This window comes from Amphritea sp. HPY, from assembly GCF_050870985.1.
Lineage (GTDB): Bacteria > Pseudomonadota > Gammaproteobacteria > Pseudomonadales > Balneatricaceae > Amphritea.
The window spans coordinates 1,961,287-1,987,684 of record NZ_CP194015.1 but is presented as its reverse complement, the minus strand read 5'-3'; the positions used below and the strand labels follow the sequence as shown (position 1 = coordinate 1,987,684).

The following is a 26,398-nucleotide window of genomic DNA, read 5'->3' as shown; positions in this document are numbered from 1 at the left end:
TTTTTTGCACATTATTAGGGCGTCATGACTCCCATAATAAAGAAAACCGCCTGCAGGCGGTTTTATGTTTTTGAAGTTGCTTTTTCTAGCCACTAGCAGGAAAGCTTGCTTTCCGTTCTAGCGAGCCGCGCAGCGGCGGTCTAGCCACTGCTCTTTTACATATTCGGGTAGTATGTAAAGTTGATTCTTTGCGCTTACTTGCTTTCACATCTATTCTTAATATACAGCACGTTAAGTAAGTTTGATTTCTTGCTGCTTATTCCTGTTTGCTTACTTCTTCATCCAATCTGCTTACTTATTGCTTACTTTTCGGTTGATCAATTGGTAGCTGTATGTCCAAGAAGAAAGATAATCTCACCAAGGCATTAATTGAGTCCGCAACATATGATCCAGAAGGCCCGAGCGTCCAATATATCTGGGATGGCAAGTTAGCTGGGTTCGGCGTGCGGCTCTACCCCAGTGGTAAAAAGTCCTATGTCGTAGGGTATCGACCAGAAGGTAATCCTAGAATGAAATTTTCCAGGATTGGCAAAGTTGATGTGTTAGCTGTGGAAAAGGCACGAGGTATTGCACGAAGCATACTGGCTAACAAAAGCGATCCCATACAAGAAAGACAACAAGCCAAAGCAGAAGCTGCTCACCAAAAGCTACAGATGGCTCGTAAACCATCTATGAGAAGACTAATTGAAGAGTACTACAATCATCATGAAAAGCGGCAAATGGCTGCAGAAAAGGGTAAAGGCGGCAAACACCTATCTAAAGACACCCTGAAACAATACCGATGGACTATCGAAAAGCACATACGCCCCTATTGGACAGATGCATTGGTCACTGACATTCAACGAGTAGATGTTAGGACATTCATTCGTGGCATCTCTAACAAGCATGGCGACAAAGTAGCAAACAACGTACTGCAGAGACTGAAAGCCCTCATGCGGTTTGCATTAGACGAAGAGTATATTGGCCAGAATCCGTGTACAGATGTATCTACCGATTATCAGTATATCCCCGTAGAGCGGACACTTTCGGAAGCGGAGATACGATGTTTTTGGTTTGGTTTAGAAAAGACAAGCATACCGCCTCTAGTTCAACTGGCTCTCAAACTGTTATTAGTGACTGCCCAAAGACGTAGTGAAATTGTTACAGCACGATGGGACTGGATCGACTGGGATCAGAAAACCTTAACAATTCCCAGGGCGAGCGTAAAAAATAGGAAAGGATCCAATATTGTTCCATTATCATCGTTAGCGATCTGTACTTTGGAGAAGATGAAGGAATTGTCTGCTGGATCCCCATATTTGGTCCCTGCTCCGCGTAATCCTAACAACCATATAGCGCCCCAAACAGTCACAAATCTACTTCGCAGAGACTTCGATAAGTTAGGCATTGATCAAGATAAAGGATTCACGCCCCATGACCTTCGACGCACTGTAGCTACAATGTTAAGTAATGAAGAAGTGCGACGGGAGGATATAAAAGCAGTACTCAATCATAGCTTTGGTGATGTGACCGAGGTTTACATCAATAGTGGCTATATTAAGCAGAAAAGGCGCTACTTGGACCAGTGGGCTACGACGCTTGAAAATATTTTGGAGAATGAAGACAAGGTCAGCAACGTGGTGCCAATTAATAAACACTGACTGGTTTTAGCAAGTTGAGGATATGTTCCGAATAGTCGTCATTATCATGGCCTGATTTGATATCTCTACTGAAGGGGGCCCGAGGCAGCATACAGATGAATGAAGAGCCAGGACCAAAAATTCCAGAAGACTTGGATGAATGTAATGAGCAATACCGTTTCCTATGGCGAAGACTAGGCACTTTAGAGAACCTTGACCTGTTATCTGACCGAGCGCTTCGAGATATCCTGCTTCGGGCCGAATTCTTAAATAACGGGATCCTTTCTTACAGATTGGTAGATAAAAATGGCAGTGCAGAAGACATCGAAGGGCAAGAGTCTAATGAAGACAGCTTTCAGGAGGAATTAAGCGCACTGGTGAGGAAGGAGCTTATTGAGCGTTGCATCGCTTTACGAGAAAAAACATTACAAGAACTAGAAGAGTTCAAGCCCTATCGGGAATGGTGGAATATTCCAGTGAATAGAGCAAAATATGAGCTTTGGAGCCGCATGTCGTACTGGTCTGTTGAGGAGGGGATTTGTCTTTCATTAGGCTTAAATCCTTACACTATAAAATTGGAAAATATGGAGGACGAGTTTGGTTACGGATTTAGCGTGCCAGATCAATATATGGAGCGTTTTCACGTTGCATCCAGAAGCATTGAGGTAGGTGAACTTAATGAGCCTCATAACCAGCCAAAATCATTCTTGAAGTGGCTAGAATCGAAAAGGTTTGACTATGACGAGGAACTAAAAAGGTTTGTAGAGCAGGCAAGTCTTCCAGAAATAAACCACAAACCGGAATACTTGAATCCTGAAAACGCGAGGTATAGCCAAGAGTTAGATTTAGCCATTGAAGCTTGGGAATATTTTCAGGACCAAAAAGTAATCAAGAAGTCACCTAAACAGGCCATAGAAAAGTGGCTTAAAGACCACCCGAGTAAACTCTCAGGCGAAGCAATTAAGCGCATAGCCACGATGATAAATTGGAAAAAAAGAGGTGGTAGCCCTAAAAGTGATTAAAAACCTACCAATCCTTGAAAGCCCCGCCAGCAGTAACCCTCAGTTAACCTACCCATCCCTTTTTACCCTAACCTACCAATCCCTGCTATCTATTAGCCGCTGACTTTGTAGACCATCATTCAATACAAACCTATGTGGATGGAGGCATACATGAATAACAACATACACAACGAAACTGACGTTTTACTAGATGAACATCAAATCGCGGAGCTGACAGGCTTTTCTCTGTCTCGGCTACGCAATGATCGCTATCTCAAACAAGGCATTCCATTCATAAAAATTGGATCTTCAGTTCGGTATCGGATGGCTGATTATCGGGCGTTTATCGAGCAGAGCCGAGTAGATACTGCACGTGATGGGGAACTATATGATTCGGGTAAAGGAGCTGCATGATGACAATGGAAAAGAACATAATCACACAAGACAGTAACCTCCTTGATCAGCAGACCAAAGATAGTGTGTTGCACTCCTCCGAACCAGAGAGTTCGAGTTCAGAATCTTGTACATCTCTTTCGGAAGCTGCGGTCCAATACGCTGAGCAGGGATATTCTGTTTTTCCTCTGAAACCTAAGGGCAAGCAACCTGCAACGAAGCATGGATTTAAAGATGCTGAAAAGGATCCTGAATTAGTTAAACAGATGTGGAACGGACATGATTACAACATTGGTTTATGTACAGGAAAGATCAATGGTTTTTTTGTCGTTGATGTTGATAATTTAGAAGTCTGGGGAAAGTTGCTTTCGGACAACGGAGGAGAGCTTCCTGCAGGACCTGTCGTGCAAACAGGGAAAGGGCTACACCTATTCTTTGTTATTCCTGATGACGTACCAATTCGAACTCGTTGTAATGTTAAAAGTTGCTTTGATGTAAGGGGTGATGGTGGTTACATTGTCGCTCCTCCATCCATTCATTCAAACGGAAATCGGTACGAATTTCTTACAGATTTGTTCAATACTCCTCTGCCTCAACCTCCAGAATGGTTACTGAATATGATTGTGAAAAAGGAACCCTCACATGAACAGGCAGCCTCAGAGCCCTCTCAGCAGGTTATAGGTAATGGAAGCTCTTACGCTTTAGCTGCTCTTGAACGTGGATGTGAAAGCGTTGCTAAGGCGTTAGAGGGCTGCAGGAACGATATGCTTAATCGTGCAGCATTTTCCGCTGGTCAGCTTGTAGGGAGTGGAGAATTAAAAGAAGAAACAGCCAGGGGGATGTTAATGAATGCAGGCTGTTTGTGTGGTTTACACACTGATGAAGCGGATCGAACAATCAATAGTGGTTTTTCCGCTGGCATGCTACAGCCTAGATCAGTACCGAAGTCGGAATCAAAAGTTGATGATATGGCTAAGGAAGACAGTGCCGAGTTCAGTGATGGCATAGAGCCTTGGCATGATTCAGTAGACGGTCAGATAATTGCGGAATCTATTCTTAACAACTTTAAAAGTTACACGCTACTCCCACCAGGTGCGGCTGAAGCGTTAACTATTTGGACACTGGGGACTTACTGCTTAAATGCTTTCAGAATCTTTCCGAAAGTGTGTCTATCTTCTCCTGAAAAGCGTTGTGGTAAGACAACTACCTTAGAAGTATTGGGGGCCTTAGTTAACAAATCACTCATAGCATCCAATATCACTCCATCAGCTATTTTTCGTGCGATCGATCAATGGCATTCGACCTTATTAATTGATGAGGGAGATACTTTTATGAAGGGTAATGAAGAATTACGCGGAATAATTAATTCTGGGCATACACGGAGTACTGCATTTGTAGTTAGGACTGTAGGGGATGGTAAGCATCTAATGCCTAAGCGATTTAGTACATGGTCAGCAATGGCTATCGCTATGATAAAGTCTCCTCCAGATACCATTCGCGATCGGTCGATTATGATATTGTTGCGCCGGAAGTTACAGAGTGAAAGTGTTGACCGGTTACCTCTGGACTTGTTCGAACAGAACAAGAACTTGCGACGCCAGTGTCTTCGGTGGGCTCAAGATCATTTTGAGAATTTGAAAACTGCAGAGCCTCAGATTCCTGAAGTTAATAGCGATAGAGCCAAAGATAATTGGCTTCCAATACTCGCCATTGCTGATTGCCTAGGAGGTGAATGGCCCATTCGAGCCAGGGAGGCAATGATGGCACTGGAGAGAGTTAAGGATGATGAAGATAGTATTGGGCCACAGCTATTACAAGATATCCAAAAGATATTTGCGGGACAACAATCGAGCCGGATTCACTCAATGGATTTAGTTCGAGAGTTAGTCTGTTTAGAGGATCGTCCTTGGGCTGAATGGAATCATGGCAAACAGTTGACTACGAACTCATTGGCAAGGTTACTCAAACATTATGGGATTAAGCCTCGCCAGATAAAGATTGATACCGTGAACAAAAATGGCTATGAATTAGCCATGTTCGAAGACGCTTTTGCACGTTATCTTCCCAATCCCTCTGATCAAAGCTCTACCTCTCTACATGCAAGTAACCATGCCCTCTCTAGCGATATAGAAAACTCTACCAAGTAGTTTGAAGTAGAGTTTCAAAATTCTCTACAGCCCAGTAACCATGCGGAAGGTAGATGGGTAGGGTTTCAAAAAGGGGAAGCTGGAGAATAAAATGAAGAATTCGGTCTGTGAAATCGAGTATTGATGAGCTTTTATACAACCTTATTTGGCTGATAAGTATGCTCAATGTTTTTCAACGAGGGTGTGCGTGTGGGTAAAGGTGGACCTATTTAATGAGCCATTAGTCTTATGCAATGGCGTTATACAGATCTATTTTCGTTGGAATTTGGCTACTGACATTCATGAATTGCTTCTATATTAGAGCCAGCTAATATAATGTAGCGTGTTGATACGCATACTATTGATAGATATTGAAAAAGTATATTATATTAGGCTATTAAGTAATGTAATGAAAACTGTGGGCGTTACATCAAGCCTGACTAGACACTCATAGTAATAGCCATTTCTAAGGGCCTGAACAGCCCCTGGACGGCAGCTAGCGACACAAAACGGACATGTCACTAAGGCGGCTTGGACTTCAGCTAACGGCACAGAGCGGTCTTATTGGCTTGCTGCGCAAAGCTTCAGCAAAAGGCACAAAGCGGATCTCAGCGGTGGCTTTTATTTCTAATGCAGAACATCGAGTGCAACTTCCAATCGCAATGCGGCAGTCTGCAGTTTGCGGGCGTAACCATCCCCACAACCAGTTTTGCCCAGAGGCTGGCAGAGTGAGGGAGCTCGGTCCCCTGTTTTACCCCTGCACAGTCACCCGATCCAGATGGTCCAGCTTCAGAGATGCAGAATCCGCTGCTTCCTGTAGGGCTTTAGTGCCATCATGAACTTGACCACTACAAGGGGGCTTGTCTTTTGTGGATAGCACGCTGATCAACTACATATGTACTAGGCTAATTAGTATATCGAACTCAGTATCAACTCCTCGTGATAAGGAGTCATCGAAATGAATAAAATTAAGTTAGGTTTGATTTCCTTCGCTGCATTCATAGCTTCATCCCTCGCATTGAGTGAGCCCCCATCTCACGCAAATAAAAAGCAGGAGACTCTATCACCCGCAGCGTTAATTAACTCCTCAGGAAAAGCTGTAGCAGTGGTTGTGGATGTTCGAGAGCTCATAAGCGAAGTTAGTGAAGAAGGAATCGTACTCGCCATGAGCTCAACAGGGTATTTATTTGAGATCACACCTTTAGGTACTTTTTCCAGTAAAGATCTTCTTTACATGACATCCGACTGTTCTGATATACCACGCTATGTGAGACTTTCTACGTCCTGGTATGAATCGTTCCGACAAAGTGATGCGACACCACGACAGCTCTTTCAATACCCCCCTGCGATTGTAAATGGGGAAGTCACAGACTTATTTTATATTCCAATTAATCCAGTCGAGGTCAACGGTTCTTTCTACTCCCTAGCTCCCAATGGGTCATGCGGTAACTTTGGCGGTCCAGCTGTCGAAGCGATGCCAAACGATCCAGTGATAACTGGCGTACCAAATGGTGGCTTTTCTGCTCCCTTATCGATTGGCCTACCAACAGAATAAAAAAACCAGCTATTTAGTCTGTTATTAGCTGAACTTGAGACGATTCCCTATCTTTGAGGCATCTTTTGTTTTAGTTTCTTATTCATAGCTAGTTTGGCTTTGAGCAGCTGTCATAGTTAAGTATGCTTTCGGCACTTAGGAGACCCTCGACAAGAATAATTAACCACCGTTGAGGACTAGTCTCAATCAATGACTTTATGATTCAGGATTGGCTACAGAACAATGCAGATCGAATCGGTGCCCTCGAACTCGGTACCATCGAGCATCACTCCGGTGAGTGTTGCATTGCCAAAGCTGCCCGGAGACCAGTTCGTGGAGTCGTCTTCGAAATGGCAGACCAGATCGAAGAATCCGTCGCTGTTAGAATCTTCCTCCCCACATAATGGACCTTTATTCCCTCTCATCCGAACCTCCTGCCCGGAAAAAGACAGGCTGCTTTGATCGATATTACGCACATCAAAATTATCATTACCGAGAATGGCCACAGGAATCACACCATGGCCATTGGTATTAAAGCAGTTCGGGTCGCTGCCAGGTTTTATATCAATATCTACTGTTAAAGGGGTCACAGCGACAGTGATGTTATCGAACTGGTGAGTCGGTATGTCACCGCCACCCTGAAACCAGTTGACTGACAGCAAGTCTGTGAATCCAGAAAATGAGTAGGTGTTTAGCGTTAGGAACCCGTCGACGATGAAAGTCTTCGTAACTAACGAACCGTCAACTTGCTGTCCAAAGAAGGTAACATCGAAAGGCCCGCTATTGATTGGCAGCCCCGACGTATCGAGACCCGGTAGTTCAGCGAGCTGAATCGAAAGCAGATCGAAGGGCTTACCGTCAACCTCAGTGAGTATGATTTCTCCCAAGACTACGCCTTGATACAGTGCGGTTGATCCCGGAAATCCAGGCTGAAGTGTGCCTAGCGTATTGAGTCGAAGTGGATTTCCAGGTTCGGAGTGTTGCGCTTTCAGCCGAAAACCGTCCTCGACATACTCTGGCCCGTGAACGCTTATATTGGCATCATCGTGCCGCAGGACTTCGAAATCGAGGATACTCGTTGTTGGCGCACTGAATACATTTGCTGCACCCAAAAAAAGTAAGGTGGCTATGAGCAGGCGGCTTTTCATACAGATACCTATTGTATGTGACAGTTCGACGTGTACTAGTAAGTAAAGTTCAAGAGGCCGGGCTGTCAAAACAAGAAGGTGGTGATTTGATAGAAATTAACCGCCAGCAGGCGACCTGGTATAGAAAGGGTATTAATAGTGGCAGTTTTAGTTAATAGAAACATCAGTGCTTCAACTCTAACTATAATGACAAGTACAAGTTCAGCGTAACAACTGAGCGATGTAAGTTATGCGTGTCTCACTACCAAGGATTTAATTCACAACTATTTTAAGTTTAGGGGCTTTCACATGTCACTTTACCAGCAGAAAGTCGTAGTATGTATTGCTCTGTGCCTACCATTGATCCTCCCGCCCTGTGCGCATGCAGCCCCTCCGAGTCAGCGCGGCAACGATACCATTGGTACGGAATATAGGGTCGTCGGAATAACAACTCACCGCACCACCGGGCGCGTACGGTACAACTTAGAAGGGGTTACCGTTTTCGGACCGTCCGCAGCGAATTTATGGTGCGGCGAATACGGTCCCTTAGCCCGAGCGGCTACAGCATTAGATGCGCTTCGGACGCCCGCCATTTCAAGTGTAGTAACCGAACGGGCATGGATTCAACCGGATCATGTCGAATTAATCATTCGATCGGACAATTTATTTCAAGCGTTCGAGACCCGCGTTGTAGTCCTGAGCGAGCCTAGCACGTCAGCACAATCGACCATGGATTTCCTTTCGTGTGACTTATACTCAAACGAGTCTGCGTTAACTGGATTGTCCATCGCTCCGTACGACCGTATGGATCGCTTCCCATGTACCTTAGTATTACCAATAGCATGCGCGGCACCGGTTGGTGTTCAGTAACGCGTATTTAAGTTCGAGAAAGGTAACTCCATAGCCTGAAGGGAACACTGCCTGCCCCGGGTTGAAAGTAGGCTTGGTTCGGAGGTCTCCTTTGGGTCGATAAGAGTCTAATCCTGTCGTACTGCGCCATGTCCGCTCTTGGCACACAGCGGACTTTCTGGCTGGCTTGTTTGAACTTCCGCTTACGACCCAAAGCGGATCTTGGAGCCAGGTATGCATACCCTTCCGCTGAGTCCTCCCCAGTATCACTTCCGGTTGATACTGGAAATATCCGGCTTTTGAGCCCTTAGAAGATTGTGCGTCACAGGTCTACACTAACTCAATCAGTCAGCGCTATTGGCTGAACACTGGACCTAGCGATCACAGAGTAGATGCACATGAAGCTCATGGCAGCAGTGATCACCGGAATTATTTTGATTTTTCTCGGTGTTATTCTCTTTCGAACCTCTCTAATAAGCAATCGGCAAATTATTGTCGAGCCGGTAGTACCGACTACCCTAATTGTAGATCAAGCTGCTAGGCGCCTGGCTGAAGCCATCCGCTACAAGACGATCTCTTACCAAGACCCCTCGCAAAGAAATGGTGCGGAGTTTCTTAAACTACATCAGTACCTCGAAAAGGCTTTTCCTCGAGCCCACACGACACTAAGTAAGGAAGTGGTTAACAACTTCAGCCTGCTTTATACCTGGAAAGGATCTTCTAAGACGCTGAAGCCAATCGTCTTGATCGCTCATATGGACGTCGTGCCAAGTGTAAGTGGAAAGGAGGGTGACTGGACCTACCCACCATTCGATGGGCATATAGCGGATGGATATATATGGGGTCGTGGGAGTCTGGACGTCAAGCTGGCGATAACAGCATCCCTTGAAGCAGTAGAAATCCTAATCAAACAAGGATTCCAGCCTCAGCGCACAGTTTATCTTGCCTTCGGGCATGATGAGGAAACCGGGGGGCAGAACGGTGCAGCAAAGATTGCGAACTTGCTTCAGGAGCGTGGGGTACTGGCAGAATTTACTCTGGACGAAGGCTCTGCCATTGTTAAGGACGTCGTACCTGGAGTAGCAAAGCCGGTTGCACTGATTGCTCTGGCCGAGAAAGGGTATTTAACACTTGAGTTGACTGCGATCGGTGAAGGGGGACATTCTTCCAGGCCGAAACACCCAACGGCTATCGAGAAACTTGCAAGGGCCATTTATCGCCTGGAAAGTAACCGGATGCCCGCGGAGTTAAGGCAGCCGGCTGCCGGGATTTTTGAATATCTGGCTTCAGAAATGTCTATCGGCATGCGCGTAGTGGTGGCTAATCGCTGGCTTTTCGAACCGCTATTGTTGTCACAATTGGAAGGCTCACCCGCGACCAATGCAATCATCCGGACAACTACAACGCCGACAATGCTGCCTGAGACGGGAACAAAGGAGAATGTGATCCCTGAACAGGCCAGAGCGATTATCAACTTCCGAATCCTTCCAGGTGATACAATTCAGGGGGTATTAGACCACGTGAAGCAGACCGTTAGTGGCTTAGACATCACGATTAATAAACTTGGTCATTCGGTGGAGGCCTCTTCTGTTTCAGATCATGAATCATCTGAGTTCCAGGCGTTGCACAAAACCATTCGACAGGTATTTCCAGATACGGTGGTTGCTCCTAGCCTGGTGATAGGGGGCACCGACTCAAAACATTATGAAAAGATCGCTGAACAGAGTTTTCGCTTTATTCCTATGCGCCTGGAAAAGCAAGATCTGAAACGAATTCATGGAAAGGACGAAAGAATCAGCATTGTGAATTACGGCGAGATAATTCGATTTTACGTACAGTTGCTGAGAAACACAGCAGGCGAATGATTCTTTGTGTCAGTAAGCGACCAAACAGAACCGGAGCAGCTATGGATCAATGGTCAGTTCGATAGCAGGTGGTACTAAAATCTATCCGGGCGTATCAGCGACTGCAAATTTCATCTATTGGCATCATACCCAATGCTTCTAATAAGGTTTTTACCAGTCTAGAGACGCATTTATTGTCCCGCAATATCACGCCATAGAGCGTATCACTGCAGTAGCCGTTTGGAATTTTGATTGCAGATATCGAATGCTTATCAATCTCTGTGAGGCAGAGCCCGGAAACGATTGCGATTCCGTGTCCCCTTGCTACATACAGTTTTACTGTATCGATTGAACCGACTTCCAGACTGACCTCATAATCCAGTCCTGCTTCTTGCATGCCTTTGGCTATTTTTTGGTTTTGATGTTCGTCTAATTCATTAGCGATAAAACGATATTTCTTGCGCTTTAATTCATTAACAATATCCTGAAAATTTGACTGGTTACCACACGCTACCGGGTGATTGATTGGCATGATCAGGTAAGCAGCATAGGTTCGCCATGGCAAAAAACTAATACCTTTTGGAAGTATTCGATCGGGGATGATTCCGAAATCCGCTTCGTTGCATTTAACCAATTCAATAGTGTCTTTTGGCGTACGGCTTAGGATCTTTACTTCGCAGAGGGGATGATTTCGCGCAAATTGATGCATCACGTCAGGCAAAGCATAGCGAATAATTGATTCGGGGCATGCCAATACGATATTGGCAATTTGATCGTTATCATGAATGCTGCTCTCGAAGGCCTGTAACTGATCAAACACGAGAACGGCAAGATCGAATGTCTGATGTCCAGCGGCAGTCAGCTTGAACCTGCCTCCTCTTGTTTCGTAAAGCTTGGAATCCAGATAGGACTCCAGAGATTTTAGCCGTTGGGAGATAGCGGCTTCTGAGATGCCAAGTTCAACGCCCGCTTGTGTCAGGCTACCGTGTTTAGCAGTGGCCCAGAAGCACCTCAGTGCTTTCAGATCCATTACTTTATAAGGGTCTCTAAACTCCATCAGTTAACTCTCTGGCAGAGTGCTATTAGTTCTGCTTATAACATTGTAAGCACTACCCTCTAGCGACACAAATACCGTTTTAGCACACTTTAGCTGTTAGACGTATACATTGGAGAAATGGATATGAATAAAAAGGTAGTAGTAATGGTTGTGTTGGTTGTGGCAACTGCATTTGTTTTTGCTGATCCGGCATTTGCAGGACCTGGTGGTAAAATCGCTAGTGTTGTTTTTGAAACATTTTGGGGGCAGGTGGTTCTCGGGATTCTGACAATTATTTTTTTCCCGTTAATCACTTATGTTTTTTTGCGTGAGAAGCTATCGGAGCGTCGTGCTCGAAAAGATTTACGATTTATGGCGGTACATAGTTCTAAATTTGAATGGTTAAAGGTCCAAGAAAGAGCAATAGATTGTTTCTTCCGAGTTCACTCAGGTTGGGAAAATGAAGATCTTTCTGGTGTCACTAACTGGATGACAGATTGGTATTGGCAGAACCAACAATTCCTGCATCTAGATAGATGGAAAAAAGAAGGGCTAAAAAATATTTGTGATGTAAATATAATTACCTGCATTAAGCCCCTTCTATTTGTTCATCGGAATGAAGGGAAAGAGCATGAAGACTCTATGGTTGTTATTTTAATAAAAGCAATAATGAGAGACTACCTTCAAGATAGAAATACAGGCAAGGTTGTTGAAGGGAGCAAACGATGCAAAGAAGTATCAACAGTTTGGTCTTTTACTATGGACAATGGGGAATGGAAGGTCTCGGATATTGAGGAAGGAAGTATGTCTTTAGCATATGTCCAGCTCGCAAAAGATCTGCCAAACATAGAGTCAACTGTGATTTCGGAACCGAAAACCTAACAATCGCATGCGTGGCGTTAGGAGATGAAAATGATTTGGTGGAAATTGGTTCTAGGTACCATAGCTGTTGGTATAGTAATTCTATTTTGGAATATATACCCGCTGTGGAAAGTCACGAAGCTTGAAGAAGAAGCCGCTGACTATATGGTAAATGGAAAAATGGTAGAAGCAGAGATTGTTCTAAGACAAGCACTTAAGTTAGCTGAGACTCATTGGGATGAGAGTAACACCGCACCTGTGCTAATAAGCTTGGCGATTGCTATTTTGTTTCAGGAACGGTGGGAGGAAGCTGAGGGTTATGCTAATCGTGCGCTGGGCATTTTCAAAAAAGCGTGTGGTCCAACAAATACATCAGTCGTTAACTCATTAATGGTACTAGCCAACATAAGCGCTGGTAAGGGACGTCATGGCAAAGCGAACTCATACGTTCGACAAGCTCATAGCATCCTTCAAGGAGAAGAAACACACCCTGAACTTAGCAATCCAGCTATACGTGAAGCGTTGCGTGAACAAGTCGAAGAGTGGTTTTACAGGAAAAGATAGAAGGCCCTCTTAACAAGTAGCTTAACCGACACCTTGATGGCGCCACCTCCAAACCACTAGGCGTAACAAAGTGTTATTACTGAGTTGTCAGAGACCCGCTTTGTGCCGACTGCGGTCCCTATCTTCACACATAGGTCCAACGATCTCACTAAGATAATGAACGGCAGTTGACGAAACATAGATACTGTTAGAGGGGGAGCTCATCCCATTTTCCTAAAGGCAGTCTGAATTAAGACGCAACCTATTATAAATTTTCATTTTATTCATAACTCCTGGATTAAGAGTAAGAATAATATTTTATAACATACCCTCTAGTGTCGCATATTTATTAATAAGCCATTCAGGGGTTAATGAAAACTTGGAGGATATTAAAATGGAACTAATTGCGATTATAGTTTTTGCCTTGGCTTGCATGTTAATTGCGCCTAAGCTCATCTCAATTAAGGATGAAAGAAAGAAGTATTTTTTTGATAGTGTTTTTCTATATGGAGGCTCTATTGTCATTATTTTTGTCTGCATTTTGACATCTTTTGTGTTTATAGAAGACGACGAAACAGGTCATATGTTTAAGATTTACACTGGCGGTAATCTCAAATATGGATCAATTATCGCAGTAGATGGCGAAAAGGGACCGCAGGCTGAAATTTTACCTCCTGGATTTCATTTCAGACCTTTTTTGAATATCTTGTATGATATTAAAGTGATGGATGTTATCGAAATACCATCAGGTAAGTATGGGTTTCTTATGGCTCGTGACGGTCAACCGTTACGCCCAGATCAGACATTCGCTGATGCATTTATATCTGGAGAAACAAGTCAGAGGTTATATGATGCAGCATACTTCTTAAAAAATGGTGGGCAAAAGGGACCTCAGACATCAGTACTGACTCCTGGTAAACACCGACTGAACAAATATCTTTGGGATGTAACATTTAAAGCCGTGACGGAAATACCTAAAGGCTTTGTTGGAGTGATCAAATCTAATGTTCATTCTAGAGTCGATTTTGGAAATTTGAAGACAGACAGACCAAGGGATTGCTCACCTATCAGCAAAGAAGGGATTATTGGCGTCGAGTTAGAGGTTCCACTTGTTCCTGTTGGATGTATTGGCATTTGGGAGCGGGCTCTTAATCCAGGAAAGTATTACATCAATCGTTCTGCTTACCATGTCACCTTAATAGACACTCGTGTTCAAACATGGGAATACAGAGGGGGTTTCAGTCGACGTCGTATAGACCTTACCGTTGATCAGCAAGGCCGTATTAGTCAGAGCGAACATGTAGAGTACGTAAAGGTGCCAAGCAAGGCAGTGGATGAAGCAGTTTTTCTCAAGATTGAGGGTTGGACTGTAGCTCAACAACTACGTGTACTTGTTCAGGTAACTCCCAGGCTTGCCCCGTTTGTGATTGCTTCGGTTGGTGGGCTTAAGGAAGTCGAGAATCGAATTATGAGCCCCTCTGTTCAGTCGATCGTCCGAAATGTTGCTGGTGGTTTTATTAGCTATACAGTACCAGTGTTAGATAAATATGGAGAGGAGATATTAGACGAAACCGGTAATCCGAAAACAAGGATAATACACCGCCGTACACAGGTATTGGATGTGATAGAGCGCCGTGCAGAACTAGAAGCAAATATAGAAGAAACTATTAAAGTTGAGGGCGTAAAAGCAGGAGTGGATATAAAAGAGGTGCGATTGCTCGAACCAGACTTACCACCTGAACTTTTGGTAGCTCGAAAGCGAGAACAGCTTGCGCAACAACTTGCCAAGTCATATAACCAAGAACGGTTAGCACAGGATGAGCGTATTAAAACCGAAAGAGCACGTGCCACGGCGGATAAACAGCCTAATTTAGTCGAGGCAGAAATTGAAGTAAAACGCTCAGAGCAATTTGCAATAGCTCGCCTAAACGAAGGTAAAGGGGAAAGAGATAAGCTTAGCTTGATAGCTACAGGACAGAAGGAACAGGCGCAAGTTCTTGGCGAGGACCGTGTAGTGGAACTGCGAAAGTTCGAGGTAATAGTAAGCCGAATCTTTGACCTATTCGAGAATCATCCAGATATTTTGACTACAGGTCTAACCAATGCCCACAAGTTTGTACCCGATCGTGTATTTTCTCTTGGAGGTGAACAAGGTAATCATGATCTTGCCGCTGCAGCTGGAATTCTTGGTGATTTCTTAGGTGGTAGCAGGCCGAACCAGAGTGACAGAGATGGTAATCTTACCCGAGCTGAGCAACAACGTAGGGATCGGGAAGAATTTCCCATAGAGCCGTGAGAGTCCGCTATAGGTCGAAAGGAGTCGTTAATTCAAGCTGAGTCGGTAGTGCAATTATGTCCGCTGTTGGCACACAGCTGACTTTCTGGCTGGCCTGTTTGAACTTCCGCTAACGACCCAAAGCTGACCTTCGAGCGAGACCTGTCTGTACTTCGGCTATCGGCGAATTTCAGTCATTCAGTGTGCTAAAGCCGAGCGGCAGGTTACGCATTAAGCAGACCTACAGCCCAAGGCTGCTAGTAATGACTCCCGGTAGGGATCTGCCCTGCGAAGCCACAAATGGTCTGTTTAGCTGTATCAAAAATTTAACAGCCGCTGCCCAACCGCTCAAGTCCTGCCGCAGGAGTTTGATTGATCGCTGCTAGAGCTTCATCCCAACGGGGCGTAATCATTGAATCAGGCTCTGGGGCCAGCCCATAAGTCCCTAATGACAGAGCATTCTCTCAACGATTCTCTTTTTATATCCGTCGGTTACTTCTGCTATCGACGCATTCTCAGCCGAGACAGCCCCCATAAACGGCGTTCTAGTGCTGTGCGCCGCGATGCGATTCCTGTTGCTGTCCAACTAGGCCAATGGGCTTCACTTCGCTGGCGGCGGCAATATCAGCACCGGGCCACTGTAAAGTATTGCTGACAACTACGGGAAACCGCACCGACCCTTGGGATGACCTAATGCGCTGAAAAATAACCCTTATAGTTTTTATGGCAAATATTTTGCTTTTTTTCTTGTAACAACTTTTCGACAACAGTTTGCTACTGCGTTTCTTTTTTCTGGGTGGATGCGCGAGCGCCTTGTGAGGAGGCAAACATGAAAAAATTTTCAATCTTTGTTTCAGCTCTAGCTATGATTTTTTTTACTACCAATTTAACATTTGCTGATTTGACTAGTGGTTTGGTAGCTTATTACCCATTTAATGGAAACGCTGATGATGCAAGTGGAAACATGCATCACGGTACGGTATCTGGTGCTACTTCGACAGCAGATAGGTTTGGTAATCCTGATAGTGCCTATATGTTTGGTGGACTTAGTGTGGATGATTATATTGAGGTACCTAATCCGGGCGATCCCCCCCGCCCATTTGATTTAGTCGATTCTTGGACATTGATAGCTTGGGTAAGACCTGATGATATCTCAGAAGATACACCGGGTCCTATTATTTGGAAAATCGCATACAATGGGGGAAATGAGGATACATTTGGTCTATTTTGGATAACTGGGACTGATGAGTTTTTCGGGAATAAATTGGAGCGGGCTTCGGATGGCTTGGATTTCGTGGTTCGTTCTTCTGGAGAATATCTCCCCGGTGAGTGGCACTGTGCTGTGGGCATCTATGATGGGACGAATCTCAAGATTAACGTTAACGGGGTGTTGGAGGAAAGTAGCAATATTGGTTCTGTCATAGCCTATACCGGCCCCGAACCTCTCAGAATTGGGAATTACAAAAACTCAAATCATTTGGGGAATGGGAATGGCGCATTTCAAGGAATAATTGATGATGTGCGCATATATGACCGTGCCCTTTCTGATGAAGAAATACAGGAATTATGTTCTGTAAGTATTTCGGTTGCCATCGACATCCATCCGGACAGCTTCCCCAACAGCATCAATCTTTGCTCCAACGGCACGGTGCCGATTGGGATTCTGGGCTCTGATACGTTCAACGTATTCGACATCAATACCGAGACCCTCAGATTTGCTGAGACGGCTGTTAAGGTGGTTGGTAAGAAAGACCCACACTCCCTTTGCAGCTACGAAGATATCAATGACGATTCTATTGATGACCTCGTCTGTCATTACTTAACGTCGGATATCGCAGCTCTTGACGGTGATACGACCTCCGCCACGGTGAATGGTGAACTTCTGGACGGGACTCCAATTGAAGGCACTGACAGCGTTAATATTGTCAAGGATACGTGTCACTAGGACGTATAGATCGCTATGTGAGCTGCCCTTGATGTGAGTTAAGCAGGGAGGAGTCTATAGACTATTCCCTGCTTTTTGCTGTGTCTACTAGGATGAGAGGACAATCAACCCACACCATCCAAGAGTCCAATAAAAGCCAACACTTTGCCTCAACTGTAGCCGTTATTGAACTTCAGCGAGCGGCGGGTATGTGTCATTAGCTACCAAAGAGCAGTCTGTGAAGCTGGTACGCGATAGGTCTGGTTTGGGTCGATAGCGGCTTATCTTTAGGGTTACTATCCGTGACCGCTGTTGGCACAAAGCGACTTCACGCTGGCTTACCGCCACCTTCGGTAGCCAATGACACATAAGTTGTCAGTGTGTGGCTCTGAATAATTATCTGCTTAACAAATCCGGCTTTGGATCGTAGCTAAATATCCAGTCTACATTTATAAATATTGTTGTTAATGGAGTTCAATCCCTTACAATTCTGTATGTTATGGACTGGTTATCAGCATTAATGATATCTACTCGGAAATTTTGAAACGTTACTATTCTCGACTCTAAAAGATCGTATTTTAGGTTTTGATAAAAAGCAGGTGCGGCAAGGCCACCTCGAAATTCCCTATAGCTTATTTCAACGGTATCTCCTGATTTTCCAGAATAAATAAGTTCTTTTCTGACAAAGTCCTCTGAATACCTTTTTTCGATTTTCCAGCCATCTGGAGAATAAAGTATCCCGACCCATGTTTTTACTTTTTCTACGGAACCATCTTGATCAATAAGAAAAGGAATACCAATAGGAGTGGTTGATTGCTTACCAATAGCGTAACTTTTGAATGTTTTCCTTTCTAAAACAGTGGATGCACATCCCGCAATAAAAGCTACCATAAGTATGAAATATAGGATCTGAATTTTTCTCATATATATCCTTTACAGCTAGTTAATTAGGTCCATGAAATCAACAAGGGAACACATATTACGTTGAAATATAGCTACGAAATTGGAGGTGTGCTTCACGTATCGGTAGAAATCGAGATATTCATGATTATTAGAAGCTTGCAGCGGATTACGCTGTTGGGCGACTGCTGCCTCTTACGGCCACACATAGACCCAACGATATGACCAGGTCCATCAACGGCAGCTGATGACACAAAGAGGAAATTCAAGCAGAGAAACTTAAAAGCCAGAGTTGAATAACGTACCGCGCATTAGTTCACGGCACTCTTTTACAACCATAAGTATGACGCTAGACCTTAGTCAATAAGAGTCAACCCAAGCGGTTAATAGCGCAAAATTAATGTCGTCAATGAGACTCATGGTTATCATTTCGATATATGCATCAGTGCCCTTAAACTACAATCAATAATAGAGACACAAATAATAAAAAAATCCGCAATGGAGGGACTCTCCATGATCAAATTCTTTTTTATAGCAGCGTGCTTTACTGTAGGTCTCTTGGGTTTCTCGACAGTAGCAGCCCAAACATCAAATATAAGCGTGCAGTTGATGTTGGTGCAACAACCAGTACTTATTGAGAATCACTATGCTGAGCTACAAAATCCATACGATGCGGTACGGCAGCCACCAACCCAACCAAGACAAGGACTGCAGCCTATTAACCCTACCCCTGGCGGAATTATCTGTAACACATACTGTTATAGTGATAACAATTGCACAACTACGTGTTATTAGGTGTAGGGCTATCTTAGTGCCTGCTTGGCGAGCATCGTCCCTGAAGTTTCTGCTATCTAATTTAGGTAGGTTGTATTCGAGCACCAAAGCAAAAGCCAGAGTTTCTAACTTTCCCCTCCGGTGTATGGACGAGATGTCTAGTTCTATTCGGATAATGTGTTTTTGATGGGGGGGGGCTTGAACGAAGTCTTGCTGATCTCTTTACTACACTTTGGTAGTGGGCGAGGCGGTGATGAGCTCACACTGACCAGTGCGTTCTACTATATGACATGACGCACTTACTCAATACTCCTGCTTTCTATGGAGGTCATTATGTACACAAGAAAAATAAGAATATGGTCTTTGTTGATTATATCAATTGTTGCGTTAATGGTGGTTATCAGTATTTCCGCCGTATCCTTTCCACGTAACGTAGAAGCAGCAAGAAGCGGAGGCGGCTCGCCGGGATACGCTTTAATGAGGTGTCGATTGGATTTTGACTTAACAATAAATAGGGCGTTTCTTCAGGTTGTAGGTGTTACATTAGATCACCCTGCTTATGCACAAGCCATCGTCGCCGGAGGAGTAGATCCTGCAATAGACTACGAAAATGAATATTGCGAAGTGGCTGTTCAGAAGTTCTTGGCCGCTGGATGGGAAATACACTCAATCGAGTTTGATGGATTGGATAAAGAACGCAAGTGGTATTACCACTTTGTGTCGAAATGAAGCTTAGAGCTCGACCTACTTAATATTGAACTTGTCAGACCACTCAACTTCCTATAATCCTATCGGTATTATCTATGAGGATGAAGGCTGACTCGGTTAGTTTTCAGATCCCAAAAAAATGTGTGGATGGGATGCACCAGAGCTACGGAGATGTGAATTTTTGAGGGTGGGGGTCTCTATCGGTGATAGATTGAAAAGATGGCTGGCAGGTTAGAGAGAGTATATTTGTCCAATCTTTGCCTGAATTTGCATTTGATTTGCTTACTTATTGCTTACTTTATGGGGCCTTCGTTCTGAAAGCCCCTATTTCATTATATCCTTACATATTAGGGTAATTCGGCCCGCCGCCACCCTCAGGCGTTACCCAGGTGATGTTCTGCGCCGGATCTTTGATATCACAGGTCTTACAATGCACGCAGTTCTGTGAGTTGATCTGGAACTGTTTATCACCGTTCTCGTCGTCGATCACTTCATACACCCCGGCCGGGCAGTAACGCTGTGCCGGTTCGTCGAACTTGGGCAGGTTCTGTCCCAGAGGGATTGAGCTGTCGGTCAGCTTCAGGTGACAAAGCTGGTTTTCTTCGTGGTTGGTATTCGACAGGAATACAGAAGATGGCTTATCGAAGCTGAGTACGCCATCCGGTTTCGGGTAGCTGATCGTGGCGCATTCGCTGGCCGCTTTCATCTGCGCGTGATCGGGATGGTTATCGTGAATAGTGAACGGCAGGCTGAAGATGTTCTGATCGATATAATTCAGCGCGCCGCCAACTACCGTGCCGTATTTGTGCAGTGCCGGACCGAAGTTGCGGCTGCTGTACAGCTCGTCATAGACCCAGGAATTCTTAAAGCTTTCAGCGTAAGCGGTCAGATCCTTACCACCTTCATCACCACCCTGAATTGCCGCAAAAATCGTTTCAGCCGCGATCATGCCGGATTTCATCGCGGTATGGGTGCCCTTGATCTTGGAGAAGTTCAGGGTACCGACATCGCAGCCTAGCAGCAGTGCGCCGGGCATGGTCATCTTCGGCAGAGCATTGAATCCACCTTTAGTGATGGCGCGGGCGCCGTAAGAGACCCGCTTGCCGCCTTCAAGGTATTGAGCAAGCTGCGGATGGTGTTTCATGCGCTGGAACTCATCGAACGGGCTCAGGTGCGGATTGTCGTAGTTCAGATCGGTGATCAGACCAACCACGACCTGATTATCTTCGGTGTGGTAGAGGAAGAAACCACCGCTGGCGCCGCCTTCGGTCAGTGGCCAGCCTGCTCCGTGCAGTACCAGGCCTGGCTGATGTTTAGCCGGATCGATGTCCCACAACTCTTTGATACCGATACCGTAATGCTGGGCATCTTTGCCCGCATCCAGTTCGTATTTTGCGATCAGCTCTTTACCCAGATGACCACGACAGCCCTCGCTGAAGATGGTGTATTTAGCCAGCAGGTCCATGCCCGGCATGTAGCTATCCTTCTGGTTACCTTGTTCATCCAGCCCCATATCGCCGGTACCGATACCTGTTACCTGACCCTCGTCACCGTAGATGATGTGAGAGGCCGGAAAACCAGGGAATACTTCGACGCCCAGCTGCTCCGCCTGTTCGGCCAGCCAGCGGCACAGGTTGCCAACACTGGCGATATAGTTGCCATGGTTGTGCATGGTCTTCGGCACCAGGAAGTTCGGGATTTTGCTGCCTTTCTGGTCATTCTTAAGCAGGAAGATCTGATCTTCGGTGACTTCGGTTTTCAGCGGTGCGCCTTGCTCTTTCCAGTCGGGGAATAGCTCATTCAGGGCGCGGGGCTCAACTACCGCACCGGAGAGAATATGCGCACCGACTTCGGAGCCTTTCTCCACCACGCAGACGGTCAGCTCTGTGCCTGCCTCGTTGGCCTGTTGCATCAGGCGGCACGCGGTCGATAGTCCGGCCGGACCTGCGCCGACGATTACAACATCAAATTCCATCGATTCTCTTGTCACGTTTTACTCCCAGCGAACACAAATTCTGTATTATAGTTCATGTCGGATCAGAGCGTCTATCCTCGCGGAGGAAAGATGCATTTTAGTTATAGGTGTTTACCCTAATAAAAAACAAGGGGGAAAATCAACTGAATTTGAAACTTTTTAGCCTGTTAGGGTTATTGCTTATTCGAAGTGCCCGTGTAAAATAGGGGAATGCCCTAATTTTTGTGCGGCTCAAACGTGCGTTAAACTGGGATTACTCCCTGATAAATTAAGAGAAAAGGCGGTAAACAGATGAAAGTGCTGGTAACTGTCAAACGTGTTATCGATTACAACGTAAAAGTACGTGTTAAGTCCGATAACAGTGACGTTGATTTAAGTAATGTAAAAATGGCGATGAATCCGTTCTGTGAGATCGCCGTAGAAGAAGCGGTACGACTCAAAGAGGCGGGTGTCGCTTCTGAAGTTGTTGTTGTTTCTCTGGGGCCTCAGGCTGCACAGGAGCAGGTTCGTACTGCACTGGCGCTGGGTGCCGATCGCGGTATTCTGGTTCAGTCAGATGAAAATCTTGAATCGCTGACCGTAGCCAAGTTACTGGCTAAGATCGTTGAAGAGGAGCAGCCAGGCCTGGTTATCATGGGTAAGCAGGCGATCGATAGTGATAATAATCAGACCGGCCAGATGCTGGCGGCGCTGACTAATATGCCGCAAGGCACATTCGCATCGGAAGTTAAGGTTGAAGGTGACAAGGTTCAGGTGACCCGTGAAGTTGATGGAGGTTTGCAGACTGTTGAGCTGAATATGCCAGCGATCATCACCACAGACCTGCGTCTGAATGAGCCGCGTTATGCTTCTCTGCCCAATATTATGAAAGCCAAGCGCAAGCCACTGGATACTAAAACCCCTGAAGATCTGGGTGTTGCGGTAAAAGCGCATACTCAGCTGATAAGTGTTGAGCCGCCATCTGAGCGTCAGGCCGGCATCAAGGTAGCTTCTGTTGAGGAGTTGGTAGATAAACTGAAGAATGAAGCGAAGGTGATCTGATGGCTACTCTGATTATTGCAGAACACGACAATCAATCCCTCAAGGCTGCTACGCTGAATGCGGTTACAGCGGCGTCTCAGATTGGTGGAGATATCCATCTGCTGATCGCAGGCTCTGACTGTCAGGCTGCTGCGGATGCTGCAGCAACGGTTGCTGGTGTTAATAAGGTATTGCTGGCTGATAACGCCGCATACGCACATCAACTGGCTGAGAACCTAAGCCAGCTGGTGGCAGAGTTGGGTCGTGATTACAGCCATGTTATTGCGCCTGCTACGACGACAGGTAAGAATGTTTTGCCACGCGTAGCAGCGCTGCTGGATGTAGCCCAGATCTCCGATATTATCCGGGTCGACAGCGAAGATACTTTTGCGCGTCCGATCTACGCGGGTAACGCGATTGCTACAGTCAAGTCGCTGGATGCTATCAAGGTGATTACCGTTCGTGGTACTGCATTTGATGCTGCTGCTACCGAAGGTGGCAGTGCTACCGTAGAAGCTGTTGCTGCTGCCCATGATGCGGGTATCTCCAGCTTTGTCGGTGAAGAAGTTGCTAAGAGCGATCGTCCTGAACTGACCGCTGCCAGTGTGATCATCTCTGGTGGTCGTGGTATGGGTAACGGTGAGAACTTTGCTCTGCTGGAATCCGTTGCCGATAAGCTAGGCGCTGCTGTAGGTGCATCCCGTGCGGCGGTTGATGCCGGCTTCGTACCTAATGATATGCAGGTGGGCCAGACGGGTAAGATTGTCGCCCCTGATCTGTATATCGCTGTTGGTATCTCCGGTGCGATTCAGCACCTTGCAGGTATGAAAGACTCCAAGGTTATCGTCGCGATTAACAAAGATGAAGAAGCACCAATCTTCTCTGTTGCGGACTATGGTCTGGTGGCTGATCTGTTTGAAGCGGTGCCTGAACTGGACGCTAAGCTTTAAATCGATCTGCTAAGGGCTGGAAACAGCCCATTATTTTGCACTTTTGAAGGGTAGTTGTCCTCCCTTCATGCTTGTATTAGCCCGTATCTGGAAACAGATACGGGCTTTTTTTGCTGTATTAGAAAGTCAAAATCAGGTATCTTAACGGGCTGATTTTTAAGGGGCCTTTTGACCTTCAGGTTGCTGCCCTTATACTGTATTCCTTATCGGTCGCCAGTGGTTTTTCGGGCGGCAATATACGACGAACTAAAGTGGACAGAACATGATTATTAAACCGAAGATTCGTGGTTTCATCTGTACGACAACGCATCCAACCGGCTGTGACAAAAATATCCAGGAACAGATCGATTACACTAAGGCTCAGGGCCCGGTTGAAAACGGTCCGAAGCGGGTATTAGTGATCGGCTCTTCAAGTGGTTACGGTATGTCTTCCCGTATCTCTGCTGCGTTTGGTTGTGGTGCTGCGACTATCGGTGTGTTTTTTGAAAAGCCTGCCACTGAGCGTAAGACCGGTACTGCGGGTTGGTACAACGCTGCGGCATTTGACAAGAAGGCCCATGAAGCGGGTTTATACTCAAAAAGCCTGAATGGTGATGCTTTCTCTAATGAAGCTAAGCAGAAGACCATTGATCTGATTAAAGAAGACCTGGGTCAGATCGATCTGGTGGTTTACTCGCTGGCGTCTCCGGTACGTAAGTTGCCTGAAACCGGTGAGGTGATCCGCTCCTGCCTGAAGCCGATCGGTGAAACTTACCGTTCTACTGCGATCGATACCAACAAGAACGTTATCATCGAAGCTGAGATCGAGCCTGCTACCGAAGAGGAAGTGGCTGATACCGTAACAGTGATGGGTGGTGAAGATTGGGAGCTGTGGATCAACGCTCTGAATGATGCCGGTGTTCTGGCTGATGGTTGTAAGTCTGTTGCGTACAGCTATATCGGTACCGATATCACCTGGCCGATCTACTGGGATGGTGCGCTGGGTCAGGCTAAGAAAGATGTTGACCGTGCTGCAGCTGCGTTGAATGAGACGCTGGCTAAGAAAGGTGGCAGTGCTAACGTTGCGGTACTGAAGTCCGTTGTTACTCAGGCCAGCTCTGCTATCCCTGTTATGCCGTTGTACCTGTCTATGGTCTTTAAGATCATGCGCGAAGAGGGTGTTCACGAAGGCTGTATGGAGCAGGTATTCCGTCTGTTCAATACTGCGATCGCTGGTGATGCTGGCGCAGTCGATGACACTAACCGTTTGCGAATGGATGACTGGGAACTACGCGATGATATTCAGAAGAAGTGTCGCGAACTGTGGCCACAGGTGACCTCTGAAAATCTGTTCGATGTTACCGATTATCAGCTGTATAAGGACGAATTCCTGAAGCTGTTTGGTTTTGGTGTCGATGGCGTTGATTACGACGCTGAGGTCAGCCCGCTGGTTGAGTTCGATGTGATCGATATCTGATATCAGATCTGAAACTAAAAAGGCGACCGCGAGGTCGCCTTTTTTGGTTTTTAGGTTTATCGGTAATACCTTTTAATAAGTACCGGTAATACCTTTTAATAAGTACCGGTAATGTCTTTTAATAAGTGCCGGTAATGCCTTTTATTAAGTGCCGGTAATGCCTTTTATTAAGTGCCGGTAATGCCTTTTATTTAGCGTCGGTAATGCCTTTGACCTCGATAGTGATATGGCTGACCCTTGGCAGGCTATCGCGAATGGTCATTTCCAGTTCTCGGATTATCTCTTCCGTACGTTCCAGGGTGACCTGAACAGCGGCTCTGGCATCGATATATTCCGCAAGTGCGGCGTCCTGTTTCTTGTCATCAGGAATGTGTTGGGCCAGTTTCTCGCGCTCCTGTTCCAGGCGAGCGTGCAGGCCGCTGACGATTGCTTCTTCCCGTAGCTCTATTTCGGCAACCAGAATAGTGGTTTGCTCGTCCAGAATAATCGAACGCAGATCGTGATGGCGATCGATCTCAGGGTGCTGTGCTACCACCTGCGATAGCAGTTGTTCAGCTTTTATGTCACGCATATCGGTGAGAAAGCGCATGTTGATGTAGCCAAGATAAAAGGCGATACAGCCTAGCATCGTTGCAATCGCGGCTGAAAACAGAATATCCCAGAATGGATTGCCGGTTAGCGCAGACAGGCTGATGCCGATAGCGGCCATGAGCAGGCCAAGCATGGCGACAGAGTCTTCCAGTACGACTGCGACTAATGTGGCGTCTTCACACTTCAGCAGATAACTGAAAGCTCCCTGGTGTTTATCTGCTTTCATCCGTTGCAGGAACTCCTTTAACGCGACCAGGAAGGAGTAGCCTTCCAGAATGAATGCGATAAACAACACGCTGAGGCTGAGAACCAGCGGGCTGAGGCTCAGACCGAGTATTACCGTGTCGGTTGCCGCTTCGCTCGCCGGGCTATGGTAGCTGTGCCAGGCATGGGCCAGTCCAAGGCCGCAGCCTATCGAGAACAGACCGATGGCGCTCCACAGGTTCCACAGATATTTCTTCTGGCCGTGACCGAAAGCATATTGCTCATCGGCGGGTTTATCGGCATGGATCAGACCGAAAAGCAGGAAGGCCTGGTTCAGAGTGTCCATCAGGCTATGAACCGCTTCGTTCATCATCGATGCTGAACCGCCTGCCATAGCGGCAAAAAATTTGATAACCGTGACTATCCCGTTCGCGCAGATTGCAGTGAGAACGGCCGTCCTTGAGCTGTGTGCCATTAATCTGTCTCCTTTGGTTTGTACAGAGCATAACAAAGCTGCTGGTAGGAAGGGGGAAAAATTGCTGGTAACAGGCGCAGGAAAAATATGATTCAAATGCATGAAAAACAGAGGAAAATTCTGTTGTACGCCTTTAGTCTGTAAAAGTCTCAAAAAACAGTAATATCTACTACTTTAGGCTGACAATAACCCAAAGGGATGAGTACTTTTTGC

The 26,398-nt window shown here is 45.9% G+C and carries 19 protein-coding genes; 14 read left to right on the top strand and 5 right to left on the bottom strand.

What is annotated here, in order from left to right:
* Window positions 1-332: 332 nt before the first annotated feature.
* The 5 genes from ACQUQM_RS09025 (at window position 333) to ACQUQM_RS09005 (ending at window position 6,694) form a co-directional block, all read left to right on the top strand.
* Window positions 333-1,640: a tyrosine-type recombinase/integrase gene (locus ACQUQM_RS09025; protein WP_432474146.1), complete on the top strand. Its 1,308-nt coding sequence runs from the start codon at window positions 333-335 to the stop codon at window positions 1,638-1,640.
* A gap of 95 nt (window positions 1,641-1,735) precedes the next feature.
* Window positions 1,736-2,641, top strand: a complete 906-nt coding sequence (locus tag ACQUQM_RS09020) for a hypothetical protein (protein WP_432474145.1) — start codon at window positions 1,736-1,738, stop codon at window positions 2,639-2,641.
* 150 nt (window positions 2,642-2,791) lie between these two features.
* Window positions 2,792-3,034, top strand: coding sequence for a helix-turn-helix transcriptional regulator (locus tag ACQUQM_RS09015; RefSeq protein ID WP_432474144.1), 243 nt, complete (start codon window positions 2,792-2,794; stop codon window positions 3,032-3,034).
* Window positions 3,031-5,160, top strand: a complete 2,130-nt coding sequence (locus ACQUQM_RS09010; protein ID WP_432474143.1) for a DUF3631 domain-containing protein — start codon at window positions 3,031-3,033, stop codon at window positions 5,158-5,160. The genes ACQUQM_RS09015 and ACQUQM_RS09010 overlap by 4 nt, the downstream gene beginning before the upstream one ends.
* Before the next feature lie 937 nt (window positions 5,161-6,097).
* Window positions 6,098-6,694, top strand: coding sequence for a hypothetical protein (locus tag ACQUQM_RS09005; protein ID WP_432474142.1), 597 nt, complete (start codon window positions 6,098-6,100; stop codon window positions 6,692-6,694).
* Between the two features lie 212 nt (window positions 6,695-6,906).
* On the opposite strand, the gene ACQUQM_RS09000 is transcribed toward ACQUQM_RS09005, so the two are convergent.
* Window positions 6,907-7,821, bottom strand: a complete 915-nt coding sequence (locus ACQUQM_RS09000) for a hypothetical protein (protein ID WP_432474141.1) — start codon at window positions 7,819-7,821, stop codon at window positions 6,907-6,909.
* Between the two features lie 1,226 nt (window positions 7,822-9,047).
* Here ACQUQM_RS09000 and ACQUQM_RS08995 point away from each other — a divergent pair.
* Window positions 9,048-10,514: a M20 family peptidase gene (locus tag ACQUQM_RS08995; protein WP_432474140.1), complete on the top strand. Its 1,467-nt coding sequence runs from the start codon at window positions 9,048-9,050 to the stop codon at window positions 10,512-10,514.
* 94 nt (window positions 10,515-10,608) lie between these two features.
* Here the strand turns inward: ACQUQM_RS08995 and ACQUQM_RS08990 are convergent, their stop codons facing one another.
* Window positions 10,609-11,550, bottom strand: a complete 942-nt coding sequence (locus ACQUQM_RS08990; protein WP_432474139.1) for a LysR family transcriptional regulator — start codon at window positions 11,548-11,550, stop codon at window positions 10,609-10,611.
* A gap of 123 nt (window positions 11,551-11,673) precedes the next feature.
* Here ACQUQM_RS08990 and ACQUQM_RS08985 point away from each other — a divergent pair, with 123 nt between their 5' ends.
* The 4 genes from ACQUQM_RS08985 (at window position 11,674) to ACQUQM_RS08970 (ending at window position 17,153) form a co-directional block, all read left to right on the top strand.
* Window positions 11,674-12,411 carry a Tim44 domain-containing protein gene (locus tag ACQUQM_RS08985; RefSeq protein WP_432474138.1) on the top strand — a complete coding sequence of 246 codons (738 nt, stop codon included), beginning with the start codon at window positions 11,674-11,676 and terminating at the stop codon, window positions 12,409-12,411.
* Between the two features lie 24 nt (window positions 12,412-12,435).
* Window positions 12,436-12,954, top strand: coding sequence for a tetratricopeptide repeat protein (locus ACQUQM_RS08980; protein WP_432474137.1), 519 nt, complete (start codon window positions 12,436-12,438; stop codon window positions 12,952-12,954).
* Window positions 12,955-13,327: 373 nt separating this feature from the next.
* The gene (locus ACQUQM_RS08975) at window positions 13,328-15,229 is read left to right on the top strand and encodes a hypothetical protein (RefSeq protein WP_432474136.1); all 1,902 of its coding nucleotides are present in this window, start codon (window positions 13,328-13,330) and stop codon (window positions 15,227-15,229) included.
* Window positions 15,230-16,037: 808 nt separating this feature from the next.
* The gene (locus tag ACQUQM_RS08970; RefSeq protein ID WP_432474135.1) at window positions 16,038-17,153 is read left to right on the top strand and encodes a LamG domain-containing protein; all 1,116 of its coding nucleotides are present in this window, start codon (window positions 16,038-16,040) and stop codon (window positions 17,151-17,153) included.
* 453 nt (window positions 17,154-17,606) lie between these two features.
* Here ACQUQM_RS08970 and ACQUQM_RS08965 read toward each other — a convergent pair whose 3' ends face one another.
* Window positions 17,607-18,056 (bottom strand): hypothetical protein, encoded by a 450-nt coding sequence (locus ACQUQM_RS08965; RefSeq protein WP_432474134.1) that lies wholly within the window; start codon window positions 18,054-18,056, stop codon window positions 17,607-17,609.
* 1,083 nt (window positions 18,057-19,139) lie between these two features.
* Between ACQUQM_RS08965 and ACQUQM_RS08960 the strand changes: the two genes are divergently transcribed.
* The gene (locus ACQUQM_RS08960; RefSeq protein ID WP_432474133.1) at window positions 19,140-19,535 is read left to right on the top strand and encodes a hypothetical protein; all 396 of its coding nucleotides are present in this window, start codon (window positions 19,140-19,142) and stop codon (window positions 19,533-19,535) included.
* Window positions 19,536-19,854: 319 nt separating this feature from the next.
* Here ACQUQM_RS08960 and ACQUQM_RS08955 read toward each other — a convergent pair whose 3' ends face one another.
* Entirely contained in the window at window positions 19,855-21,489 is a 1,635-nt protein-coding gene (locus ACQUQM_RS08955; protein WP_432474132.1) for an electron transfer flavoprotein-ubiquinone oxidoreductase, read from the bottom strand.
* 291 nt (window positions 21,490-21,780) lie between these two features.
* On the opposite strand from ACQUQM_RS08955, the gene ACQUQM_RS08950 reads away from it, so the two are divergent.
* The 3 genes from ACQUQM_RS08950 (at window position 21,781) to fabV (ending at window position 24,915) form a co-directional block, all read left to right on the top strand.
* Window positions 21,781-22,530 carry an electron transfer flavoprotein subunit beta/FixA family protein gene (locus ACQUQM_RS08950; protein ID WP_432474131.1) on the top strand — a complete coding sequence of 250 codons (750 nt, stop codon included), beginning with the start codon at window positions 21,781-21,783 and terminating at the stop codon, window positions 22,528-22,530.
* On the top strand, window positions 22,530-23,459 hold the full coding sequence (locus ACQUQM_RS08945; RefSeq protein WP_432474130.1) for an electron transfer flavoprotein subunit alpha/FixB family protein: 930 nt from the start codon (window positions 22,530-22,532) through the stop codon (window positions 23,457-23,459). The genes ACQUQM_RS08950 and ACQUQM_RS08945 overlap by 1 nt, the downstream gene beginning before the upstream one ends.
* Before the next feature lie 262 nt (window positions 23,460-23,721).
* A complete protein-coding gene (gene fabV / locus ACQUQM_RS08940) occupies window positions 23,722-24,915 on the top strand; it encodes an enoyl-ACP reductase FabV (RefSeq protein ID WP_432474129.1) in 1,194 nt (397 codons plus the stop codon).
* Window positions 24,916-25,102: 187 nt separating this feature from the next.
* Here fabV and ACQUQM_RS08935 read toward each other — a convergent pair whose 3' ends face one another.
* Window positions 25,103-26,185, bottom strand: a complete 1,083-nt coding sequence (locus ACQUQM_RS08935) for a cation diffusion facilitator family transporter (protein WP_432474128.1) — start codon at window positions 26,183-26,185, stop codon at window positions 25,103-25,105.
* Window positions 26,186-26,398: the final 213 nt, after the last annotated feature.